The sequence below is a fragment of the Actinomadura sp. NTSP31 genome (assembly GCF_041951385.1).
Lineage (GTDB): Bacteria > Actinomycetota > Actinomycetes > Streptosporangiales > Streptosporangiaceae > Spirillospora > Spirillospora napierensis.
This window is the reverse complement of the sequence record NZ_JBGNUT010000043.1, coordinates 38,774-56,033: the sequence shown is the minus strand read 5'-3', so window position 1 is coordinate 56,033 and position 17,260 is coordinate 38,774. Positions and strand designations below refer to the sequence as shown.

The following is a 17,260-nucleotide window of genomic DNA, read 5'->3' as shown; positions in this document are numbered from 1 at the left end:
AGACGACCGTGGCCGATGAAGTGACCGGGGCCGCCGGCGACCTGATCGGGGAGACGCTGGCCGCCATCGCGCCGCCCGACCGGGCCGCGATGGACGACGCCCGCGCCCTGCAGGGCCGGCTCACCAAGCCGCCGGGGTCGCTCGGCGTGCTGGAGGACGTCTCGGTCCAGCTCGCCGGGCTGGCCGGGCGGTGCCCGCCGCCGCTGCCCGAGCCCGCCGCCGTCGCCGTCTTCGCCGCCGACCACGGCGTGCACGCACAGGGCGTGACGCCATGGCCACAAGAGGTCACCGCGCAGATGGTGGCGAACTTCGTCGCCGGCGGAGCGGTCGTCAACGCGTTCGCCAAGCAGGTCGGCGCCAGGGTCACCGTCGTGGACATCGGCGTCGCCGCCCCGCTGGACCCCGCGCCCGGCCTGCTCGCCCGCAAGATCGCCGCCGGCACCGCCGACATGACGGCCGGCCCCGCGATGACCATGGACGAGGCGCGCCGCGCCGTCGCGACCGGCATCGAGGTGGCCCGCGAGCTGGCGGACCAGGGCGCCCGCTGCCTGATCACCGGCGACATGGGCATCGCCAACACCACCGCGTCGGCCGCGCTGATCGCCGCGTTCACCGGCCTGCCGCCCGAGCGCGTCACCGGCCGGGGGACCGGCATCGACGACGCCACCCACGCCCGCAAGGTCGAGGTCGTCCGGACGGCCCTCGCCCGGCACGGCCTCCTCGACGGCGCCGCCGCCCGCGACCCGCTGGACGTCCTGGCGGCCGTCGGCGGGCTGGAGCACGCCGGGATCGCCGGGTTCGTCCTCGGCGCGGCGGCGCTGCGCGTCCCGGTCGTGCTGGACGGGGTGATCGCCGGCTCGGCGGCCCTCGCCGCCGCCGCGATGAGCCCCGACGCCCTCGCCGGCTGCGTCGCCGGGCACCGCTCCGCCGAGCCCGGCCACTCCGCGGCGGTCGATCACCTCGGGCTGCGCCCGCTGGTCGACCTGGAGCTGCGGCTGGGCGAGGGGACCGGCGCGCTGCTGGCGTTGCCGCTGGTCCAGGGCGCGGTCCGGGTGCTGCACGAGGTCGCCACGTTCGACTCGGCCGGGGTCACCGAGAAGGAGGCCGCGCCCCGTAACGAGCTGGTCTCGGAATGAGTCACGCTCGGCTATCGAACGGCCGGAGCCCCTCTCCATGAACTCGCCAACCCGAGTACCTTTGTTCCACAAAGACACTTGTCCGTCACCGGCGTCCGAAAGAATCACCACGTGCCCCCGTACCTGCTAGGTCTGCGCCTTCGAGGGCGACGCGTCCTCGTCGTCGGCGGCGGCCGGGTCGCGCAGCGCCGCGTCCCCGCCCTGCTGGACGCGGGCGCCGAGGTCGTCCTCGTGTCGCCCGAGGTGACCGCCTCGCTGCAGGGCCTCGCCGAGGCCGGCCGGATCGCCTGGCACGCCCGCCCGTACCGGCGCGGCGACTGCGCGGGAGCCTGGCTGGTGCAGGCCGTCACCGACGACGCCAAGGTCAACGGGGACGTCGTCGCCGAGGCCGAGGCCGCACGGATCTGGTCGGTGCGCGCCGACGACGCCGAGTCGTCCCCGGCCTGGACGCCCGCGAGCGGGCAGGCCGGCGACGCCACCGTCGGGGTGCTGCTCGGCGGCGACCCGCGGCGCGCCGCGGGCATCCGCGACGCCGTGGTGGACGGGCTGCGCGACGGCGGCCTGGAGTCGCGGCGGTCCCGGCAGAAGCCGTCCGGCGTCGCGCTCGTCGGCGGCGGCCCCGGCGACCCGGGCCTGATCACCGTCCGCGGCCGGCAGCTGCTGGCGATGGCCGACGTCGTGGTCACCGACCGGCTCGCGCCCGGCGGGCTGCTGGACGAGCTGGCCGCCGACGTCGAGGTGATCGACGCGGCCAAGATCCCCTACGGCCGGACCGTCACCCAGGACAAGATCAACGACTACCTCGTCGAGCACGCCAGGCAGGGGAAGTTCGTCGTCCGGCTCAAGGGCGGCGACCCGTTCGTGTTCGGCCGGGGCGGCGAGGAGGCGCTGCACTGCGCCCGGCACGGCGTCCCGGTCACGGTGGTCCCCGGGATCAGCAGCTCGGTGGCGGTTCCGTCCGCCGCGGGCATCCCGGTCACCCACCGCGGCGTCGCGCAGGAGTTCCACGTCGTCTCCGCGCACGTGCCGCCGGGCCACCCGGAATCGACCGTCGACTGGGAGGCGCTGGGCCGCGCCCACGGGACGCTCGTCCTGCTGATGGCGGTGGAGCGCATGGCGGTCATCGCGCCGGCCCTCGTGCGCTATGGTCGTTCGTCCGACACGCCGGTCGCCGTCATCCAGGACGGCACCCTCCCGGGCCAGCGGACGCTGACCGCGACGCTGGGCACCGTGGCCGGCGAGATGGCCGCCGGCGGAGTCCGGCCCCCGGCGATCGTGGTCGTGGGCGACGTCGTCGACGTGGCGCGAGAGATCGACACGATTCGAGCCGACTTGGGACGGGATCCGTGACACCCCCCGCAGAGCGAAGCGCGGTCCACGACGAGGAGGCGGGCACCGGACGCGGAGGCGAGGACTCCGCGAAGCCCGCGACCGGGAGCACCATGCCCGAAAAGCCGGACCAGGCCGCGTCCGGCGCCGAGCCGGCCGCCGGCGACGAGGCGCCCGGGCGCACGGCGGCGCCGGCGGCCCGCGCCGCCCCGCCCGCCCGGTCCGGCGCGCCCGCCCGGTCCGGCGCGGCGACCGTCCGGCAGGGCGAGCTGGTCAGGGCGCTGACCGCGCTGCGCGACCAGCTCGGCGCCTTCGACTTCCTGCTGGACGTGCCCGGCGTGCAGGAGGCCCGCGAGGCCCGCGACGAGCTGCGCAACCAGCTGGAGGACTACGTCCTGCCCCGCCTGCAGGCGGCCGGCGCGCCGCTGCTGGTGGTGCTCGGCGGGTCCACCGGCGCGGGCAAGTCCACCCTGGTCAACACGCTGGTCGGGTCCCGCGTGAGCGCGACCGGCGTGCTCCGCCCCACCACCAGCAGCCCGATCCTCGTCTGCCACCCCGACCACGTGCAGTGGTTCATGGAGGGGCCGATGCTGCCCGGGATGGGACGCGTCCGCGGCCCGGCCCCCGACGCCATCGCGGGCGACCAGCTGGTCGTCATCGCCAGCGAGGCCCTCCCGCCCGGCCTGGCGCTGCTCGACAGCCCCGACTTCGACTCGGTCTTCGAGGACCACTACGAGTTCGCCACCAAGCTGATGGCCGCCGCCGACCTGTGGCTGTGCGTCACCACCGCCGCCCGCTACGCCGACGCGCAGGTGTGGCAGATGCTCCAGCGCGCCAAGGAGAACGGCGCGACCATCGGGGTCGTGCTCTCCCGCGTCCCGCAGGGCGACGGCCCCGGCGGGCGCCCCGGATCGGTCGGGCAGGGCGCCTCCGACGTCGTCGAGCACTTCGCCGAGATGCTCGACGGGCACGAGGTCGGCGACGCCCGCCGCTTCACGATCCCCGAGACCCGGATCGAGGAGAGCCGGCTGCCCGAGGAGGCCGTCGAGGACATCCGCGCCTGGCTGGTCGGCGTCGCCGACGACGTCGAGGACCGCGAGATCGTCATCAGCGACACCCTCGCCGCCGTCCTGGACAGCTTCCGCACCCGCGTCCCCGAGCTGGCCCGGCAGGTCGAGGCGCAGGTCGAGCAGCGCGCCGAGCTCGCCCAGCAGGTCGAGGCCGCCTACGGCACCGCCCTCGCCGAGCTCGACGAGGCCACCCGCAACGGCTCGCTGCTGCGCGGCGAGGTCCTCGCCCGCTGGCAGGACTTCGCCGGCACCGGCGACCTGCTGCGCGCACTGCACGTCCAGCGCGCGCGCCGCGGCCGGGGCACCAGCCGCCGCCACCGCAGCCCCGCCCGTGTGCGCGCGCTGAAGGCCGCGCTGCGCAGCGGCCTCGAATCGCTGATCATGTCGTCCGCCGAGCACGGCGCCGAGCAGGTCGTCGTCCGCTGGCGCGCCCACCCGGCCGGCGGGAAGGTGCTGGCCGGGCGCGGCGACGAGATCGGGCACGTCTCCCCGGAGCTGGCGCGCCGCGTGACCCGCGCCGTCAGCGCCTGGCAGGACCACGTCCAGGAGCTGATCCGCACCGAGGGCGTGACCAAGCGCTCGGTCGCCAAGCTCGTCTCGTTCGACACCGAGGCGGTCTCGCTCGTCCTGATGATCGGCCTGCTCGGCTACGGCACCTCCGACGTCGCCGTCGAGGGCGGCACCAGCGCCGTGCCGCAGCGGCTGCTCAAGGCGCTGTTCGGCGCCGAGTCGCTGCGCGGCATGGGCGCCAAGGCCCGCGCCGACCTGCGCAGCCGCATCGGGATGCTGTTCGACGAGGAGGCGATCCGGTTCGGGCAGGTGCTCGACGGCGCCGGCATCCCCGACGAGACCGTCCCCGTCCAGCTCTACCAGGCCACCTACAACCTCGAGGTCGCCCGATGACCACCTCGGCCCTGCCCGCCGGCTCGCCGACGAGCCCCGGCGGCATCCCGGTCCCTCCGCGGGACGCCTCCGGCGAGCACCCGGCCGCGCAGGCCGGACCGCCGCCCGCCGAGCCCGCCGCCCCCACCCTCACCGACCGCCTCAACGGCCTGGACCGGCTGGTCCAGGCCGGCACCGGACGGCTGGACCGGCCGCTCCTCGACGACGCCGGCGCGCTGCTCGACCGGGCCGGCCAGCGGCTGCGGCTGTCCGGCGAGCACACCGTCGTCACCCTCGCCGGCGGCACCGGCAGCGGCAAGTCCTCGCTGTTCAACGCGATCTGCGGGCTGGAGCTGTCGCCCACCGGGATGCGCCGCCCGATGACGTCCAAGGCGCACGCCTGCGTGTGGGGCCTGGACGGCGCCGGGCCGCTGCTCGACTGGCTCGACGTCGACAAGCGGCACCGCTACGCCCGCGCCAGCGCCCTCGACCTGGAACGCGCCGACAGCTCCCTGCAGGGCCTCGTCCTGCTGGACCTGCCCGACCACGACTCCATCCAGGCCCTGCACCGCGCCGAGGTCGACCGGTTCGTCACCATCGCCGACCTGCTCGTCTGGGTCGTCGACCCGCAGAAGTACGCCGACGCCGCGCTGCACCGCAACTACATCGTCCCCTTCGCCCGGTACGCCGGCGTCACCCTCATCGTCCTCAACCAGGTCGACCGGCTGGCCCCCGACGAGATCGACGACTGCGTCGCCGACCTGCGCCGGCTGCTGGAGGCCGAGGGCCTCTCCGAGCCGCGGATCATCACCACCTCCGCCGTCGCCGACGACGGCGTGCACGGCTTCCGCGACGTCCTGGTCGACACCGTCGCCGCGCGCCGCGCCCGCAGCGAGCGCCTCGCCGCCGACGTCGACCGGATCGCCGAGCGCTTCGCCGAGCACCGCTTCGCCGCCGAACCGCCCGTCACCGTGGACGACGACCGCCGCAACGAGCTCGTCCAGGCCCTCACCGACGCCGCGGGCGCGCCCGCCGTGGCCGAGGCGATGGAGAGCGCCTACGAGCTGCGCGCCGCCGACTTCGTCGGCTGGCCCGTCAGCGCGCTGATCACCCGGCTGCGCTCGGACCCGCTGCGCCGGATGCGCCTCACCGAGCTGCGCGAGGAGCTCCGCAACGCCTTCACCGGCCCCATCGGCGCCCAGCAGGGCGACGTGGACAACGCGCTCGCCGGGGTCACCGACGGCATCACCGGCGAGCTGCCCGTGCACTGGGCCCGGTCCGTCCGCGCGGCGGCGCGCTCGCAGGCCGCCGGCATCCCCGAGGCGCTGGGGGAGTCCCTCAAGGAGGCGCTGCCGACGTTCAACCAGGTGCCGCGCTGGTGGTGGCTGGTCAAGACCTGGCAGTACTTCCTGGTCCTGGTCGCCGCGCTCAGCGTCGTCTGGATCGGCGTCCTGGTCGCCTACGGCGTGCTCAAGGTCGGCGGGGACGACCCGGGCGGCCTCATCGGCCAGGCGGGCCTCATCCCGTACGTCGCCGTCCTCGTCGTCTGCACGCTCGGCATGGGCTGGCTCACCTCGTCCGCCTGCCGCAACCTCGTCGCGCTCTCCTCCGCCAAGCACGGCGACAAGATGGAGGAGCACATGCGGGAGGGCATCGAGCGGGTCGCGCGCGACAAGGTCATCGAGCCCGTGGCCGCCGACCTGCGCGTCTACGCGGGCTTCCGGCACGACGTGGACGTCGCGCTGGGCCGCCCGCCCGCGTAGTTATCCACATTTTCCACGGAGCTGTCGCCCATGGTGACGGCTCGGGCACCGTTGGTTCCACAAGCACGCGAACCAACGGAGGACCCGTGAACGAAGCGCACGTCACCGTCATCGGCTGGACCGCCGCCGAGCCGTACTACACCGTCACCGGCAACGGCACGCCGTTCCTGTCGCTGCGCGTCGGCTGCACGCCCCGCCGCTACGACCGGGAGACCGGCTCCTGGCAGGACCTCGACACCATGTTCCTGACCGTCAACTGCTGGCGCGGCCTCGCCGACAACGTCAACGCCTCCGACTTCCGGCGGGGGACGCCCGTCCTGGTCACGGGGCGGCTCCGCGTCCGGCAGTACGAGCGCGACGGCCAGTGGCGGTTCTCCGCCGAGATCGAGGCCAGCACCGTCGGCCACGACCTCGGCCGCGGCACGGCCGACTTCCGCCCCGTCCAGCGCGGCGGCGCGCTCAGCGACGAGGACCGCCAGACCGCCCGCGACGCCGCCGACCAGTGGGCCCTGACCGCCCCACCGGACACCGAGGAGACCCCCGCCGAACCCACCCCCCAAGCCGCATGACCCGGCAGGCATGACGGCCCTCGGCGCCATGGACACGCGGGCCCCCGCCGCGTGACGCGGCCCGCGTGACGCGGGCCTCGGCCGCGCCGACCGGGGCCCGCGTGACGGTCAGGCGGTCAGGAGGCGGAGGTGGTGACCTTCCACAGGTACCCGTCGGGATCGGCGAAGTAGCCGAAGTAGCCGCCCCACCGGGCGGGGGCCGCTTTCCTGACCACGCTGCCGCCTGCCTCGACGGCCTTGCGCATCGTCTCGTCCACGGCCTCGCGCGAGTCGGGGTTCAGGTGGAAGGAGGCCCCTCGGAATCCGGATCCCTCGGGGGAGACGCCGGCGTCCTTCGCCGCGGCGTCCCACTCGTAGAGGGCGAGCCGCAGGGATCCCTCCCCCACGCGGAACGAGACGAAGTGGCGGGTGTCCTTGTCGATCTCGCAGCCCAGGCCCTCGGCGTAGAACCGCTTGGCCCGGTCCATGTCCCGGACGCCGAGCAGGATGGAGCTCACATGAGCCTTCATGCCTTGTCTCCTTCATGTGCAGGTGGCCCGCCGGATGCGGCGGGGAGGACAGCCGGGCCCGGATGTCACATCGACGCGATCGCGCCGGTCACTTCGTATGACAGGAGATTTCGCGGGAGTGTGACAGATGGCCGAGCAGGACTGGCTGAGCGCGCGGTTCGCCGAGCACCAGAAGCACTTGCAGGCGGTGGCGTACCGGATGCTGGGGTCGCGGAGCGAGGCCGAGGACGCGGTGCAGGAGGCGTGGGCCCGCGTCAGCCGCGCCGACACCGGTCAGGTGGAGAACCCGGGCGGGTGGCTGACGACCGTCGTCGCGCGGGTGTGCCTGAACATGATGGAGGCGCGCCGGAGCAGGCCCGAGGACGCGATCGGGGCGCTGCCCCCCGAGCCGGGGACGGCTCGGGCGCGCGTCCACCCGGTCGGCCAGGCCGGTCCCGAGGACGAGGCGCTGCTGGCCGACTCGGTGGGCGTCGCGCTGATGGTGGTGCTGGACACGCTGGCGCCCGCCGAGCGGCTCGCGCTCGTCCTGCACGACGTCTTCGCGGTGCCGTTCGGGGAGATCGGCTCCATCATCGACCGGTCGCCGGCGGCGACCCGGCAGCTCGCCAGCCGGGCGCGGCGCCGCGTGCAGGGCGCCGCCGAGGCGTCCGGCACTGCGCGTTCAGCGAAACAGGAAATCGTCGCCGCGTTCCTCGCGGCGGCGCGCGGCGGCGATTTCCACGCCCTGCTCGATCTCCTCGATCCCGACGCGGTGGCCGTCGGCGAGTTCCGCGGTGCCGAAGCCGTGGCGTCCTTCTTCGCAGGCCGAGCCCAGGCCGCCCGCCTCGCCCTCGCCGACGGCGAGCCCGCGGCCGTATGGACCCACCACGGAGTGGTCAAAGCCGTCATCGCCTTCACCGTTCAAGGCGGCCGGATCACCCGCATCGCCGTCGACACCGACCCCGACCGGCTCCGCGCCCTCGACGTCGTCGTCCTGCCCCCGAGCCGAAAGACCCGTGATGAGCAATAGCGTTCGACCGCGGTGGGGCGGTGGGGTGGTGGGGCGCTGGGGGCGGGCGTGAGCGGGGGGCGGGCGCTTGGGCGTCCGCTGCGGGGGGATCGCGATGTGAGCGGTCGGGGGCGTGGCCGGCAGGTGGTGTCGCTGCCGGTCTGCGCCCCCGCACTGTCGGGGTCCCGCGGGCCCGCCTAGATCCAGGAAACGCCGCGCATGATGTTGCCCCCCTCAGGATGTGCCGAGGTCCGCGGATCTGCGGCCTCCCATGCATGGTGCCCAGAATGGTCACCAGCATGTGCCCTATCGAAGGTACCGGTTTCACGCCCGTTCCGCACACGTTGCAACTATCGTGTTACACAACGTGATGCGTGTAAGGGGGAAGGATGACGGCAGTGCAGTCGTCCGCCGAGGACCGGGGCGGGGAAATCACCCGCGTGCCCCGCCGCCGATCGCTACTGGGGCGTCCGTCCCTGCTCGTGGTCTATGTGCCGGCGGTGGTCGCCGTCCATCTCGGCCTGATCATCGCCCTGCTGTTCCGCACCCCCTTCCGGGTCCACGACCTGGCGACGTTCGCGGCGCTGCTGGCGTGCGGCGCCGTCTGCATCGAGGCGTCCCGCCGGCTCGGCATGCCGGCCGGGGTGGCGCGGGACCTGCTGTCGGCGTGGTGGCTGCCCGTCGCGCTGCTGCTGCCGCCGCTGTACGCGCTGCTGATCCCCGTACCGCTGCAGGCGCTCCTGCAGTTCCGGGTGCGCCGGACCCTCGTCTACCGGCGAGGGCTCGTCGCCGCGGCGCACGGCATCGCCGGAGCCTGCGCGTCACTGGTGTTCCACGTGGTGGTCCCCGAGCCGCTGACGGGCGCCCCGCACTGGGTGGTGCAGGCGTATCCCGGCATCCCGGCGGCGGTCGGCTGCGCGGCGCTGTTCACCATCGTGAACACGGCGCTGGTCGCGGTGGCCGCGCACGCGGCCAACCCCGAGAGCCGCTGGCGGGACGTGCTGTGGACGCGCGAGAGCCTCCTGCTGGACCTGGTCGAGCTCTGCGTGGGCACCCTCGTGGCGATCACCAGCGCGCTGACCCTCGGGCTGCTGCTGCTGGCGCTCCCGCCCGTGATGCTGCTGCAGCGCAGCCTCATGCACCAGCAGTTGCAGGCCGCGGCGCGCACCGACGCCAAGACGGGCCTGCTGAACGCGGCGGCCTGGCAGCGGGAGGCCGACACCGAGCTGTCCCGGGCCCAGCGCACCCAGGACGCCCTCGCCCTGCTGCTGATCGACATCGACCACTTCAAGCGGGTGAACGACACCCACGGGCACCTGATCGGCGACCAGGTGCTGGTGGGGGTCGCCAGCACGCTGTGCCACCAGCTCCGCGACTACGACGTGGTGGGCCGGTTCGGCGGCGAGGAGTTCGTGGTGCTGCTGCCCGGCGCCGACACCGTGGAGGCGTGCCGGGTGGCCGAGCGCCTGCGCGGCCGCGTCCGCCGCCTCGCGGTGCCCGCCGAGGAGGGCACGGTCACGGTGACGGTCTCCGTCGGCGTCGCGCTGTTCCGCACCCACGGCGAGGACCTCATCGAGCTGCTGGCGGCGGCCGACCTCGCCCTTTACCGGGCCAAGGAGTCCGGCCGCGACCGCGTCTGCCTCCCGGCCGTCGACGCCTCCCGCCCCGGCGACGCCTGACCGGCCCCGGCCGGCGCCGCCCGGCCGGCGCCGTCCGAGCGGCGGCCGCTCGGTGGTGTCCGGCCGGCACCGTCCGGTGACGCTTGCCGCGCAGCGACGAAATGGTGCCGTGGGTCCCCTAGTCTTGAGGATATGGCCGAGTACATCTACACAATGCAGCGTGTGCGCAAGGCACATGGCGACAAGGTCGTCCTGGACGACGTCACCCTGCATTTCCTTCCAGGCGCCAAGATCGGCGTTCTGGGGCCGAACGGCACCGGTAAGTCGACGCTGCTGCGCATGATGGCCGGTCTGGAACAGCCGTCCAACGGCGACGCGCGCCTCATGCCGGGCTTCACCGTCGGCATGCTCCAGCAGGAGCCGCCGCTGAACGAGGAGAAGACCGTCCTCGGAAACGTGCAGGAGGGCGTCGCCGAGACCAAGGCGTTGCTCGACCGGTTCAACGAGATCGCCGAGAAGATGGCGACGGACTACTCCGACGAGCTGATGGAGGAGATGGGCAAGCTGCAGGAGCAGCTCGACCATCGCAACGCCTGGGACCTCGACAGCCAGCTGGAGCAGGCGATGGACGCCCTGCGCTGCCCGCCGGGCGACGCCGAGGTCTCCAAGCTGTCGGGTGGCGAGCGCCGCCGGGTCGCGCTGTGCAAGCTGCTGCTGGAGTCGCCCGACCTGCTGCTGCTGGACGAGCCCACCAACCACCTGGACGCCGAGAGCGTGCAGTGGCTGGAGCAGTTCCTCGCCAAGTACGAGGGCACCGTCCTGGCCGTCACCCACGACCGGTACTTCCTGGACAACGTCGCGACGTGGATCCTGGAGCTCGACCGCGGCCGCTGCTTCCCCTACGAGGGCAACTACTCCACGTACCTGGAGAAGAAGGCCGACCGGCTGAAGGTCGAGGGCAACAAGGACGCCAAGCGCAAGAAGCGCCTCCAGGACGAGCTGGAGTGGGTCCGCTCGAACCCGAAGGCGCGGCAGACGAAGAGCAAGGCGCGGCTGGAGCGCTACGAGGAGATGGCGGCCGAGGCGGCCAAGACCCGCAAGCTGGACTTCGAGGAGATCCAGATCCCGCCGGGCCCGCGGCTGGGCAACACGGTGATCGTCGCGGACAAGCTGGGCAAGGGCTTCGCCGACCGCGCCCTGATGGAGGATCTGTCGTTCAACCTGCCGCCGAACGGCATCGTCGGCGTCATCGGCCCGAACGGCGTCGGCAAGACCACCCTGTTCCGCATGATCGTCGGGGAGGAGCAGCCGGACACCGGCGAGCTGCGGCTCGGCGAGACCGTCAAGATCTCCTACGTGGACCAGGGCCGCGGCGGCCTCGACCCGAAGAAGACCGTGTGGCAGGCCGTCTCCGACGGCCTCGACCACATCAACGTCGGGCAGGTCGAGATGCCGTCCCGCGCGTACGTGGCGGCGTTCGGCTTCAAGGGCCCCGACCAGCAGAAGCCGACGGGCGTCCTGTCCGGCGGTGAGCGCAACCGGCTGAACCTGGCGCTGACGCTGAAGCTCGGCGGCAACGTCCTGCTGCTGGACGAGCCGACCAACGACCTGGACACCGAGACGCTGTCCAGCCTGGAGAACGCGCTGCTGGAGTTCCCCGGCTGCGCCGTGATCACCTCGCACGACCGGTGGTTCCTGGACCGCATCGCCACGCACATCCTGGCGTGGGAAGAGGGCTCGAACTGGTTCTGGTTCGAGGGCAACTTCGCCGACTACGAGAAGAACAAGATCGAGCGGCTGGGCGCCGACGCCGCCCGCCCGCACCGGGTCACGCACCGCAAGCTCACCCGCGACTGACCCGCCGCACGACGGCGAACGGCCGCACGCGCACCCTTCCGGTGCCCGTGCGGCCGTTCTGCTTTCCGTCCGCCCTTCCGTCGCGCCGGACGATGCCGGCGGGTCCTTAGTCCGATTGATGTCGCCACGGCATCGGACAATGCGTAAACAGTGTTGGACGGGTATCACCGCCGGCTCCTATCGTCCGTGAGGTGGGGTGGACGGGTGGAGCGGGGAGGCCGGGACGACGATGAGCACGCCCAAGATCACGGAGATGCGGGTGGTGCCGGTCGCCGGGCACGACAGCATGCTGCTCAACCTGGGCGGCGCGCACGCGCCGTTCTTCACCCGGAACCTGCTCCTGCTCACCGACGAGTCGGGCGCCACCGGGGTCGGCGAGGTCCCCGGCGGCGAGGGCATCCGGCGGACGCTGGAGGACGCCCGGGAGCTGGTCGTCGGCCGCCGGATCGGCCGGTCCGACGAGGTCCTGAACGGTGTGCGGGCCGCGTTCGGGCATCTGGACGCGGGCGGGCGCGGCCCGCTGACGCACGACACGCGGATCGCCGTCCACGCGCTGACCGCGATCGAGTCGTGCCTGCTCGACCTGATGGGCCGGCACCTCGGCGTGCCGGTCGCGGCGCTGCTCGGCGACGGCGTCCAGCGCACGCGCGTCCCGATGCTCGGCTACCTGTTCTATGTCGGGGACCGGCGCCGGACGGACCTGCCCTACCGGGAGCCGGAGGACGGCGCGGACGGCTGGCTGCGCGTCCGCGACGAGGAGGCGATGACGCCGGAGGCGGTCGTCCGCCAGGCGGAGGCGGCGCGGGACCGGTACGGGTTCGCCGACTTCAAGCTGAAGGGCGGGGTGCTGCGCCCCGACGAGGAGGCCGAGGCGGTGCGGGCGCTGGCCGAGCGGTTCCCGTCCGCGCGGATCAACCTCGACCCGAACGGCGCGTGGTCGCTGGAGGACGCCGTCCGCATCGGCCGCGACCTCGCCGGCGTGCTGGCCTACGCCGAGGACCCGTGCGGCCCCGAGCACGGCTATTCCGGACGCGAGACGATGGCGGAGTTCCGCCGGGCGACCGGGCTGCCGACCGCCACCAACATGATCGCCACGGACTGGCGGGAGCTGAGGCACGCGATCCGGCTGGACGCGGTCGACATCCCGCTCGCCGACCCGCACTTCTGGACGATGCGCGGCTCGGTGCGGGTCGCGCAGCTCTGCCAGGCGTGGGGGCTGACCTGGGGCTCGCACTCCAACAACCACTTCGACGTGTCGCTGGCGATGTTCACGCAGGTCGCCGCGGCCGCGCCGGGCGAGATCACGGCGATCGACACGCACTGGATCTGGCAGGACGGGCAGCGCCTCACCCGCGACCCGCTGCGGATCGAGGGCGGCGCGGTCGCGCTGCCGGACGCGCCCGGCCTCGGCGTGGAGATCGACGAGGAGCGCCTCGAGGCGGCGAACCGGCTGTACCGCGAGCACGGGCTCGGCGACCGCGACGACGCGGCGGCGATGCGGCACCTCGTCCCGGGCTGGACGTTCGACCCGAAGCGTCCGTGCCTGGTGAGGGACGCCGCCCGCTGACGGGGCGGTCGCGGGCCGCGCGGCCGCCGGCCGGTACCATCGGGCCGACCGGCGGAGTTCCCCCGCCGCCGGTTCCAGGCCCCCGACCCCAGGCGAGGACATGCAGCAGACCGACCTGCCCGCGGCCGAGTACCGGCACGTCTACGAGTTCTTCATCCGGTTCGGGGACATCGACTCCCAGGGCCATGTGAACAACGTCAAGTTCCTCGGCTACCTGGAGGACGCGCGCCTGGAGATGTTCCACGGCGACCCGGTGCGCAAGGGGGAGCAGCCGGTCCGCGGCATGGTGATCTCGCGGCACGAGATCGACTACCGGCTGCCGCTGCTGCCGACCGTCTACCCGATCCGGGTCGAGACGTGGGTGACCGAGGCGCGCGCCGCGTCGTTCAAGCTGGCCTACGAGGTGCGCGACGACGAGAACGTGTACGCGACCGCCACCTCGACGCTCGTCGCGTTCGACGTGGAGGCCAACCGGCTGCGCCGCTTCACGCCGGAGGAGCGCGAGTTCATCGGGCGCTACGTCGTCCCCACGGACTGACGCCCTGGCCGCCCCGAGACCCCCGGCGGCCCGCGTCCGCCCCCGGCTGACCTGCACGTCCCCTTCCCTGCCACTGCGCACCCGGCTGGCCCGGTGATGACCGTGCCGTCACGGATAAGTAACAAGCGCAACAGGTATCCGTTTTCGCCGCGCATATCCCTCTAAGGTCGCTGCGCGAAATGTGGCGAACCCACGTGGAAGGGATGAAATGCGGCGCATCTCACGAGGAGCGATCGCCCTGCTGCTGGCGGCGGGAATGGCCGGAACCGGCGCCACCGCGGCGCAGGCGGCGGCCCCCGCGACGGCGGCCAGGGCGGCGCAGTCGGACGACATCCTCGCCCGGCTCAAGGCGATCCCCGGCATGCAGGTCACGGAGAAGACCTCCACGATCCCCGGCTACCGCTGGTTCTGGCTGGAGTACCGGCAGCCCGTCGACCACCGCGACCCGCACGGGAAGTGGTTCGAGCAGCGGATCATGCTCCAGCACAAGTCGGCGGACCGGCCCATGGTCCTCTACACCAGCGGCTACGACACCCCCGAGACCATGTTCACCGCCGAGCCGACCGCGCTCGTGGATGGCAACCAGATCTCGGTCGAGTACCGGTACTTCACCCCGTCCCGGCCCGAGCCCGCGAACTGGAAGAAGGACACCATCTGGCAGGCCGCCACCGACGAGCACCGGATCATCGGCGCGCTCAAGACGATCTACAACGGCAAGTGGATCTCGACGGGCGCCAGCAAGGGCGGCATGACCGCCGTCTACCACAAGCGCTTCTACCCCCGCGACGTCGACGGCAGCGTCGTCTACGTGGCGCCCAACGACGTCGACAACAACGACGACACCGCCTACGACAAGTTCTTCCAGACCGTGGGCACCGACCCCGAATGCCGCGCCCACGTGAAGTCGCTCGCCCGCGAGTTCCTCAAGCGCCGCCCCGCCATGCTGAAGCGGTTCGAGGCCGCCGCCACCGAGAACGGCTGGACGTTCAAGATCCTGCGCACCCCGGACCGCGCGTTCGAGAACTCCGTCATGGACTACGAGTGGGGTTTCTGGCAGTACCACCTGCAGTCGGACTGCGCCTCCCTGCCCCCGGTGAACGCCTCCGACGACGCCCTCTACAAGACGCTCGACGACGTCTCCGGGCTGTCGTTCTACACCGACCAGGGACTCGCCCCCTACATCCCGTACTACTACCAGGCGGGCACGCAGCTCGGCTGGCCGTCGCCGAAGTTCAAGAGCCTGCGCCCGCTGCTGCGGTACGAGAGCAGCTACCAGCCGCGCACCTACGTCCCCCGCGACATCCCCATGCGCTTCGACGGCGGTAAGGCGATGCGCGACGTCGACGGCTGGGTCCGGTCCCATGCCGACCACATGCTGTTCCTCTACGGCCAGAACGACCCGTGGGGCGCCGAGCCCTTCCGCCTCGGCCGCGGCAGCCGCGACTCCTCCGTCCACGTCGCCCCCGGCATGAACCACAGCGGCCGGCTCATCGGCGCGCTCCCCGCCGCGCAGCAGGCCGCGGCGAAGAACGACGTGCTGCGCTGGGCCGGCGTCCAGGGCCAGGCCAAGACCCTCACCACCGGCCCCACCGCCGACGACCCGCTGGAACTCCAGCGCCCGCCCCTGTAACCCAGGGGGGCGCCCTGTAACCCAGGGGGGCGACCCCCTGGAACCCCCGTCAACGAACGACAGGCCGTTTCCCGCTCCGCTAGCGCTCCGCGCGAAACGGCCTGTCGGTCGGCGGGCAGGCCCGCTCCACTCGCTGGCGCTCGCTCCGCGTGCCTGCCCGTGAACGGTGGTTGAGGCCTGAGCGCTCGCCCAAGACCGGTCAAGGGGCGAGCCGCTAGGCGAGGCCCTCGGGCCGGGATTGCAACCAGGCCGCGGCGTTGCCGGGGAGGAGGTCGCCGTACATCGGCATGCTCGTCAGGACGGGGCGGCCCGGCGGGAGGCGGACGGGGTTCTCGCTGCAGTTGAGCGCGCAGGTGAGCGGCCCGCGCCTGAAGAAGACGGCAGGCTCGGGGGAGTCGAGCCACTCCAGCTCCTCCGGCAGGTCGTCCAGCAGGTCCCGGCGCAGCGCCAGCGCGCGGCGGTAGAAAGCCAGCATCGAGGACGGCTCGGCCGCCTGCGCCTCCGCCGTCAGCGACGCCCACCGCGCGGGCATCGGCAGCCAGGGACGGACGCCGTCCGGCGCGAAGCCGAAGGGTTCCGCCGTGCCGGACCAGGGGAGCGGCACCCGGCAGCCGTCGCGGCCCGGCTGGGCGCCGCCGCTGCGCTTCCAGATCGGGTCCTGGCGGGCGTCGTCCGGAAGGTCCGTCACCTCCGGCAGCCCCAGTTCCTCGCCCTGGTACAGGTACGCCGAACCCGGCAGGGCCAGCAGCATCAGCAGGGCGGCCTTGGCGCGGGCGTGCTCGGTTCCCGGCACGCCCCCCGGGCGCACGTACCGGGTGAGGTGGCGGACGGAGTCGTGGCTGGACAGCACCCAGGTGGGGGCCGCGCCGGTGGGCGCGACGGCCTTCAGCGCGGCCTCGATCACGTCGCGGAAGGCCGGCGCCGACCACGGCGCGAGCTGGAGGTCGAACTGGAACACCTGGTGCAGCTCGTCGGGGCGCAGGTAGAGCGCGAGGTCCTCGGGGCCGTCCGTCCACACCTCCCCGATGGCCATCCGGTCGTCGCCGTACTCGTCGAGGATGCGCCGCCACCCCCGGTAGATCTCGTGGACCTCGGGACGGCTGTAGATCGGCCCGTTCGCGACGCGCCGGGCCCGGCCGTTCAGGTCGCCGAGCGAGGCGTCCTTCACCAGCCCGGCGGCGACGTCGATGCGGAAGCCGTCCACGCCGCGGTCCAGCCAGAACCGCAGGATGTCCTCGAACTCGCGCCGCACCTCCGGGTCGCGCCAGTTGAAGTCCGGCTGCTCGGCCGCGTACAGGTGCAGGTACCACTCGCCGTCCGGCACCCGCGTCCACGCCGGTCCGCCGAACGCGGACGGCCAGTCGTTCGGCGGGCCCACCTCGTCGGGAGTCTCACCTGGCCGTCCGGCGCGGAAAATATAGCGGTCCCGCTCCGGCGAGCCGGGCGGTGACGCGAGCGCCTCCTGGAACCACGGGTGCCGGTCGGACGAGTGGTTCGGCACGATGTCCACGATCAGCCGGAGGCCGTGCGCGTGCGCGTCCGCCACCAGCGCGTCGAAGTCGGCCAGCGTCCCGAAGCGGGGGTCGACGTCGCGGTAGTCGGCCACGTCGTAGCCGCCGTCCGCGAGCGGCGAGGTGTAGAAGGGCGTCAGCCAGAGCGCGTCGACGCCGAGGTCGCGCAGGTACGGCAGCCGCGACCGGATCCCCTGGAGATCGCCTTCGCCGTTCCCGTCGGAGTCGGCGAAGCTGCGGACGTAGACCTCGTACACGACGGCATTGCGCCACCAGGGGGTTCGCGTCATAC

Annotated in this window: 13 protein-coding genes; 11 read left to right on the top strand and 2 right to left on the bottom strand. The window is 73.2% G+C overall.

Annotated elements, in window-relative coordinates; genetic code table 11:
* The first annotated feature begins 8 nt into the window (after window positions 1-8).
* From cobT to ACA514_RS43985, 5 genes are all read left to right on the top strand, one after another.
* The gene (cobT, locus tag ACA514_RS44005) at window positions 9-1,136 is read left to right on the top strand and encodes a nicotinate-nucleotide--dimethylbenzimidazole phosphoribosyltransferase (RefSeq protein WP_375047435.1); all 1,128 of its coding nucleotides are present in this window, start codon (window positions 9-11) and stop codon (window positions 1,134-1,136) included.
* Between the two features lie 111 nt (window positions 1,137-1,247).
* Window positions 1,248-2,486, top strand: a complete 1,239-nt coding sequence (gene cobA / locus ACA514_RS44000) for a uroporphyrinogen-III C-methyltransferase (protein WP_375047434.1) — start codon at window positions 1,248-1,250, stop codon at window positions 2,484-2,486.
* Entirely contained in the window at window positions 2,483-4,438 is a 1,956-nt protein-coding gene (locus ACA514_RS43995) for an AAA family ATPase (protein ID WP_375047433.1), read from the top strand. Before cobA ends, ACA514_RS43995 begins: the two co-directional genes overlap by 4 nt.
* Entirely contained in the window at window positions 4,435-6,180 is a 1,746-nt protein-coding gene (locus ACA514_RS43990; RefSeq protein WP_375047432.1) for a GTPase family protein, read from the top strand. The genes ACA514_RS43995 and ACA514_RS43990 overlap by 4 nt, the downstream gene beginning before the upstream one ends.
* Before the next feature lie 86 nt (window positions 6,181-6,266).
* Window positions 6,267-6,749, top strand: a complete 483-nt coding sequence (locus tag ACA514_RS43985; protein WP_375047431.1) for a single-stranded DNA-binding protein — start codon at window positions 6,267-6,269, stop codon at window positions 6,747-6,749.
* A gap of 116 nt (window positions 6,750-6,865) precedes the next feature.
* On the opposite strand, the gene ACA514_RS43980 is transcribed toward ACA514_RS43985, so the two are convergent.
* Window positions 6,866-7,258 carry a VOC family protein gene (locus ACA514_RS43980; protein WP_375047430.1) on the bottom strand — a complete coding sequence of 131 codons (393 nt, stop codon included), beginning with the start codon at window positions 7,256-7,258 and terminating at the stop codon, window positions 6,866-6,868.
* 127 nt (window positions 7,259-7,385) lie between these two features.
* On the opposite strand from ACA514_RS43980, the gene ACA514_RS43975 reads away from it, so the two are divergent.
* The 6 genes from ACA514_RS43975 (at window position 7,386) to ACA514_RS43950 (ending at window position 15,457) form a co-directional block, all read left to right on the top strand.
* Window positions 7,386-8,267, top strand: coding sequence for a sigma factor (locus ACA514_RS43975; protein ID WP_375047429.1), 882 nt, complete (start codon window positions 7,386-7,388; stop codon window positions 8,265-8,267).
* A gap of 368 nt (window positions 8,268-8,635) precedes the next feature.
* A complete protein-coding gene (locus ACA514_RS43970) occupies window positions 8,636-9,925 on the top strand; it encodes a GGDEF domain-containing protein (protein ID WP_375047428.1) in 1,290 nt (429 codons plus the stop codon).
* Between the two features lie 132 nt (window positions 9,926-10,057).
* The gene (gene ettA / locus ACA514_RS43965; RefSeq protein WP_375047427.1) at window positions 10,058-11,722 is read left to right on the top strand and encodes an energy-dependent translational throttle protein EttA; all 1,665 of its coding nucleotides are present in this window, start codon (window positions 10,058-10,060) and stop codon (window positions 11,720-11,722) included.
* 196 nt (window positions 11,723-11,918) lie between these two features.
* Complete coding sequence (locus tag ACA514_RS43960) at window positions 11,919-13,289, top strand: enolase C-terminal domain-like protein (RefSeq protein ID WP_375047426.1); 1,371 nt, start codon at window positions 11,919-11,921, stop codon at window positions 13,287-13,289.
* A 100-nt stretch (window positions 13,290-13,389) separates the two neighbouring features.
* A complete protein-coding gene (locus ACA514_RS43955) occupies window positions 13,390-13,827 on the top strand; it encodes an acyl-CoA thioesterase (protein WP_375047425.1) in 438 nt (145 codons plus the stop codon).
* 208 nt (window positions 13,828-14,035) lie between these two features.
* Entirely contained in the window at window positions 14,036-15,457 is a 1,422-nt protein-coding gene (locus tag ACA514_RS43950) for a S28 family serine protease (protein ID WP_375047424.1), read from the top strand.
* 214 nt (window positions 15,458-15,671) lie between these two features.
* On the opposite strand, the gene ACA514_RS43945 is transcribed toward ACA514_RS43950, so the two are convergent.
* Window positions 15,672-17,258 (bottom strand): glycoside hydrolase family 13 protein, encoded by a 1,587-nt coding sequence (locus tag ACA514_RS43945; RefSeq protein ID WP_375047423.1) that lies wholly within the window; start codon window positions 17,256-17,258, stop codon window positions 15,672-15,674.
* Window positions 17,259-17,260 lie beyond the last annotated feature (2 nt).